Source organism: Paenibacillus sp. P4_A7 (assembly GCF_056402455.1).
In genome coordinates, this window is the sequence record NZ_JBFUHJ010000480.1 from 1 (window position 1) to 4,092 (window position 4,092).

The window sequence follows — 4,092 nt, forward strand, 5'->3', positions numbered from 1 at the left end:
CTCAATCTTCCGTATACCAAATACAAAGGAATCGCGGTAGGAAGTGCAAGAAGCGCGTAAATTGGCAGCGCATTTGTTACTACACATAGAATAAGCGAGGAATAGGCTAATGCGAGAAGCACTCGCGAGAATAACAGCGCCCGACGCTCTCCCCATACCACCACTAGTGTTTTCTTGCCTGCTTGCCGATCAGCCTGCCAATGCAAGAAGTGGTGATTAAATAAAATCAGAGTCGTAAGCAGCCCGATTGGCAGTGACAAAAGCATCGCTCGATAATCGAGTAAAGATGTTTGTACAAAATAAGCACCTACGACTGGCAAGAGCCCAAATGACAGCAGGATCGCAATCTCGCTGTAGCCCTTGCCGCGATAACCAAACTGAATGGGCGGAGCTACATAGAAATAAGCAATCAGTGCTCCAAGGACGCCAAATACGAGCACCGGCCATCCGCTATAAATACTGAGTACAATACCACAAATTGCTGCGATGCCAAGCAACGACCATGTTACAGCAGCGAATACCCGGATACTCCAGGTCCCTTTTGTCAGATAACCAGAGTTGGTTGCTATCGCACCCTCCGTCTTCTGTGCTGCAATATCCGTTCCATTATAATAATCCCACAGGTCATTAATCATGTTGGAAAATAAATGTGCTGCTCCAGCTCCAAGTAATGTTAGGACAAATAGCAGCGGATTAAAAATCCCATTCCATACAAAAGCGCCCAATGCGCCTAATGCAACAGGAATTAGCATTACAGGAATTACTCTAACCCTTGATGCCTTCAAAAATTGTTTAAACAAATGTGAGTTCCCCTCTCCGTTGTCTTTAGTACAATTGAACCACTACTGTTCACTTGTAGTCAACTGATAACACATGGATTTATACGGAGCCAAATTACATAATAAACATTTATTGTACATAAAAGGCAGGCACAACCCTCATTTAAAGGTTGTTGCCTGCCTTTTAAAGCCTATTGTTTCAATGAGTTCAACCTATACTTCTACAACTTGAATACAGATGCACGTTCCTTCAAACTCACTGATGAGGTACCTAGCTGCTCGGCCTGTCTGCTGAGCTCATCAGAAATATCAAATTGCTTCTCGGACAGTACACTCATTTGCTCCATCTTCCCATTAACATTCGATGAAGTTTGCAGCAGCTTATCTACTGCAGTAACAATATGAGTCATACCTGAAGTAATTTCACTTATAGCAGTAGATATTTCGCTGACCTGATCAGATAGCACGCCGCTTTGCGATTCCAAAGTCTGAAAAGTCGCGCTTGCCGTTTCGGAAGCTTCACGCGTAGAATGAATAACCTGTGAGAAAGCGCCGATCGTTCTACTACTTGCATGCACATCGCCTTGGATAAGTGCCAATTCCGACGTAATTTGTTTAGATATCTCATTCGTTTGACCAGACAGTTTTCGAATTTCATCAGCAACTACAGCAAACCCTCTGCCATGCTCGCCAGCCCTTGCAGATTCGATTGATGCATTCAGTGAAAGAAGATTCGTCTGCGTGTTCAAATCTTGAATACCATTCAAAAATTTCGATATATTGCCGTAACGGTCATTCATCTTTTGGAAGGCTTCCGTTAGATTCGCAAATTGCTCTACCGTCTCATTAACCATATTTACTACGCCAGCCATATGCTGTGATCCGTTGCGTGATGATTCCCGCATTACGTTCATATCATTGTTTATGTACTCACTCGATGCTGCAATCTCCTGGGAGCTGGCGGATATTTGCTCCGTAACGGCAGAAATCGAAGTGGCATCATCATATTGTGATAACAATATCGACCTTCCAATATCTACTTGTCCCTTCACATCTTCGGAAGCTTGACGATTATTGCTAATCATCGCATCCATATTATGAGATACGTTTAATACCGTTTCACTAACTTCTACTGTTGATTTAATAGTCTCTCTTAAATTATCCCCCATATTCGCCAGTACTTCATCGAGCTGACCGAATTCATCTGACCGAACTATTTTTTCACGATCGACAAAGTTATTTTCTGAATAAGCTCGTATACGAGCAGTAATGCCAATAAGACCTGACTTGATTGAACGCGTAATCCCGTAAATCATAATGGCCGGCAGCAATGCCAGCAAACAGATATTAATGAGAACAATAATATTTGCACTCGATAAACTCTGACTTAGGCCCGCTTGTGTAATGTCGGTATCAACCTTCATGCGTTCATCCATCACTTCATTGGAATGGTTTAGAATAATTGTATAGACACTAATTAGATTTCTTACGCGCATCGACTTCTCATCAACGGATAAGTCTTTAACTGAAGTATTCGTATTCTTCAAGTTGTCATAAGCAAGAGTTAATACATTTATTTGATCTACATACTGACTGCCGTCTATAGCAGACTTATATTCTTTATCCAATACAGCGAACTTCTTTTTCAGTTTATTAATACTATCGGGTATCGTAGTGATTTTCCCCATTATTGATTCAGTGTCATCACTGCCATTTTCTACAGCATCAATCATAAGCAGCATAGTTTTTAAAAGTGTATTCGATATCTCTTGATATGCGCGTTGCCCATCTGCCAAACGTACCGAGCTCTTAACAGCATTCGCTACCGATACATTTTGCATATAAATAAACATTCCTGCTCCTAGATTAAAAACAGTAATAATAGCGCTGATCAATAACAATCTCACMGTTATTTTCTGCATACTTAATCCTTTTATAAACTTCGGTCTTCGATCCATCCATGCCTTCACTGCCACTTTTCTCTCTCCTCTGCATCCTGAAAAAAACAAAAAAGCTATCCAGCCATTGAGGCAGACAGCTTGAAACAGCTATTATATCCCTCTGGTGGTCTGGCAGCCATCGCGTGTGCACATTAGGCCCATAACTTTGCGTCCTTACCTTTCGATAAGTTTGCCTTTTTCAGTTTGTCTATGTTTGTATTTACAACATCAACCAGTATAAGTCATATTAACCTACATGTACATCCTATTAGAACTAATTTATTCCTKGTTTAGGAATAAAGTCGCATTACAATATTGTCTCGATATGGAATGGAAATAGGAGGTTTGTATGGAAATGACTGCAATGAGCAAAAGATTACGAACAGATTCCCTTTGCTGATCAGATAAATTAGGCAGACGACTGGCAAACTGATTGGCAGAAGAACGAAGGACTTGCTCCGTTAACAAATCCCGATGCGGGTTGCCTCTCAAATGCCCTGATATATCCAGCAATTGATCATTATTTGAATCAAGCTCTTCAAACATACTCGTGTACGATGCATATAATTCTAAAGGACCTCTAATATCCGCCGTCTCATCATCTGGTTTGTTTAATACAATTTCCAGCAGCTTACGTATGGATTCAAAATCAAGGTTCGATTTCAAATCATCAATTATAAATAATAGCGCTGCTTGGTTTAATGAATATTTTTTTCCAGCCTTTGGACAATCGAAATAACGTTTAAAATCTCTCTTCACCCAGTTTTGCATAGAAGTAATCGAAAGGTTCGAATATTCAATGAGCTGACCCAAATCAGCAATCTCATGAAGAGACAAGCCCTTCAATTCATTCCCTTTAATTAGCTTCTCAACAACTGGCGGTAATATCATGGATAGAAAAGCAGGAAGAACATTACCTTTTTCCATCTCGGATTGATGTGTCTTGCTCCATGCAGCATGCAGAACTTGGAGCGGCCTCTGACCAAAGCTACCGTCCATGGCAAGCAGCAAGCATGCCATGTCTTTTCTAGTAAGCGTAAAAGATTCCATAGTCGCTCCTCCTTATGCAATATAATTTTAAACAATAGTTGGAAAAGGCCACTTTCGACCAATCTGGATATGTTCTAAATGTTACAAGTTCATATGAACTCATCATATGTCCGAGCAAGACGGTTGTAAAGAGACGAAAATCAATGAGAATACGCTTCTGTATCTCGAATAGTCGCTCTAAAAGCGCTTTAACGTCTGTTAACCTTGGATATGGTGTTTGTCATAACCACTAATCATTCGTTATAGTAGTTTATATACATTCAAAAATTTATAAAAAAAAGGGTAGTGAGAAACGGAAATGGGTATAGGATTTAGTTTATTCA

At 40.3% G+C, this 4,092-nt stretch carries 3 protein-coding genes and 1 riboswitch; all 3 genes read right to left on the reverse strand.

Annotation, left to right across the window (positions count from 1 at the left end; translation table 11 throughout):
- The coding region (locus tag AC1DWN_RS29215) for a prenyltransferase (RefSeq protein WP_477562393.1) at positions 1-800 on the reverse strand (800 nt) is incomplete at its 3' end.
- 200 nt (positions 801-1,000) lie between these two features.
- Positions 1,001-2,755, reverse strand: coding sequence for a methyl-accepting chemotaxis protein (locus tag AC1DWN_RS29220; RefSeq protein WP_477562394.1), 1,755 nt, complete (start codon positions 2,753-2,755; stop codon positions 1,001-1,003).
- A gap of 84 nt (positions 2,756-2,839) precedes the next feature.
- Positions 2,840-2,924: riboswitch (cyclic di-GMP riboswitch) on the reverse strand.
- A gap of 74 nt (positions 2,925-2,998) precedes the next feature.
- A complete protein-coding gene (locus AC1DWN_RS29225) occupies positions 2,999-3,769 on the reverse strand; it encodes a DUF1836 domain-containing protein (RefSeq protein WP_477562395.1) in 771 nt (256 codons plus the stop codon).
- Positions 3,770-4,092 lie beyond the last annotated feature (323 nt).